Origin of the sequence: Kitasatospora putterlickiae, from assembly GCF_039527695.1 — a bacterium.
Lineage (GTDB): Bacteria > Actinomycetota > Actinomycetes > Streptomycetales > Streptomycetaceae > Kitasatospora > Kitasatospora putterlickiae.
The window spans coordinates 1-2,150 of the sequence record NZ_BAAAKJ010000379.1 but is presented as its reverse complement, the minus strand read 5'-3'; the positions used below and the strand labels follow the sequence as shown (position 1 = coordinate 2,150).

The following is a 2,150-nucleotide window of genomic DNA, read 5'->3' as shown; positions in this document are numbered from 1 at the left end:
CTGCTCACCGTCCGGGTGACCCGCACCGGCGACGGCGGCACCGTGCTCGGCTGCTCCTGGCACCACGCGATCGGAGACCTGCACAGCTTCGCGCTGCTGCTGCGCGCCTGGTCGGCGGCGGTCGAGGGGGAGGAGCTCCCGAAGGCCGAGCTCGTCGAGGACCAGGACGCGCTGCTGGACCGGGTGCTGCCCGCCGAGGACTGCGGCCGGCCCGGCTTCCGGGTGCCGGGACCGGAGGAGCGTGCCGCGCTGGACCGGGAGGTGGCGGCCGGACCGCGCGCCAACCGGATCGTCCAGCTGTACTTCGCCGACGCCGAGATAGCCCGGATGCGCGAGGAGTTCGGCGCGGCGGCCGGCCACTGGGTCTCCTCCGCCGACGCGGTCTGCGCCCATGTCACCCACACCCTCCGGGAGTTGGACGGTGACCGGGAGAACCGCTGGCTCACCGTCCCGGTCAACGCGCGCCGTCCGCTCGGACTGCCGGACAGCCTGGTCGGCAACCTGCTCGGCGACATCCACCTGCCGTACGCGCCCGAGGACGGCCCGGCCGCCCTCGCCGGGGCGTTGCGCACCGCCGTGCGGGGATACGTCGAGGAGCACCTCAACCTGCGCGCCAACCTGCGCTTCCTGGCCGAGCTCGGCCGCCCCGGGCTGGGGGCCTGCGTGCCGCTCGGCTTCGACCCCCGGCAGCGCCGGATCACCTTCTCCAACTGGAGCCGCTTCGGCCTCTACGACGCGACCTTCCAGGGGCAGCGGCCGGTGTTCTTCAGCCCGGCCGCCAACTACCCGATTCCATGGGTCTGCTGGACCGTCGAGGGCTTCGGCGGCACCGGGCTGCTCACCACGGCGGCGCTGCCGGCCCGGCTGGCGGCACGGTTGCGCGGGACGGAGGGGCGGGCCGCGCTGCACCGCTACCGGGACCCGTCGGACGAGCTGCCGGACCTGCTCGCGGCCGTGACCAGGGTGCTCTGAGACCGCTCCGGAACGACGGTGCTACTTCATGACCGCGCGCAGCGCGTGCCGCAACTGCTCCCGGTCCGGCTGCAGGGCCCGGTCGAGCGCGGGGGCGAACGGCAGCACCGCGCCGTCCGGCCGGGTGACCCGGCGCGGCGGGGCGACGAGCCGGAACTCCTCGGCGGCGGTGGCCAGCACCTCCGCGCCGATCCCGCAGCTGCGGTTGGAGTCGTCGATCACCACCAGCCGCCCGGTGCGCTCCAGCGAGGCGCCCAGCGCGGCCCAGTCGAACGGGTACAGCGTGCGCGGGTCGAGCACCTCGACCGAGATCTCCCCGGCGAGCTCCTCGGCCACCGCGAGCGCGTCGTGCACCAGGTGCCCGACGGCGACCAGGGTGACGTCGGTGCCCTCGCGGTGCACCCGGGCGGAGCCGAGCGGGACCGGCGCCAGCTCCCAGGTGACGGTCTCGCGCACCGCCAGCGCGGCGGCCGGGGCGAAGACCACCACCGGGTCGGGGTCCCGGATCGCCGAGCGGAGCAGCCCGTAGGCGTCGGTCGGCGTGGCCGGGACGACGGTCTTCATCCCGGCGTGCGCGAACAGGCTGTACGGGTGGTCGGAGTGCTGGCCCGCCCAGCCGTCCCGGGAGCCGGAGCCGGGCACCAGGCAGGTGAGCGGGACGCCCGCCTGTCCGCCGGTCATCAGGGAGAACTTGTGCGCCTGGTTGACGAGTTGCTCGAAGACCAGGAACAGCAGCGAGGGGATCTGGAACTCCAGCACCGGCCGCCGTCCGGCCAGGGCCGCACCGAGCGCCATCGCGGTGAACGCCTGCTCGGAGAGCGGGGTGTCGACGATCCGCTCCGGCCCGAACCGGTCCAGCAGCCCGAGGGTGGGTCCGGCCATTCCGGCGCCGATGTCCTCGCCGAACACGCAGACCGCCGGGTCGCCGTCCAACTCGTCGGCCAGCGCCCGGTTGAGCGCCTTGGTGTACGAGAGCCTCATGCCGCCACCCCGCTTCGCTCGGCAGGGGCATGCGCCCGTGCGCACCTTCCGATGGTTCGCCCGCTCATGTCACCGCCCCCGCCCGGGGCCGCAGCCCGGAGGCGTACAGGTGGTCGGCGGCGCCGGCCGGGTCCGGGTGCGGCGAGGCGAGCGCGAACTCCTCGGCCGCCGCGAGTTCGGCGGCCACCTCGGCGTCC

The 2,150-nt window shown here is 75.0% G+C and carries 2 protein-coding genes; one reads left to right on the top strand and one right to left on the bottom strand.

The genetic code is table 11. The features are described from left to right. Nucleotides 1-972: acyltransferase (locus ABD308_RS33295; protein WP_344343367.1), on the top strand; the 972-nt coding region annotated here is incomplete at its 5' end. Nucleotides 973-993: 21 nt separating this feature from the next. Here the strand turns inward: ABD308_RS33295 and ABD308_RS33290 are convergent. Then, complete coding sequence (locus ABD308_RS33290) at nt 994-1,953, bottom strand: alpha-ketoacid dehydrogenase subunit beta (RefSeq protein WP_344343365.1); 960 nt, start codon at nt 1,951-1,953, stop codon at nt 994-996. Between the last annotated feature and the right edge of the window lie 197 nt (nt 1,954-2,150).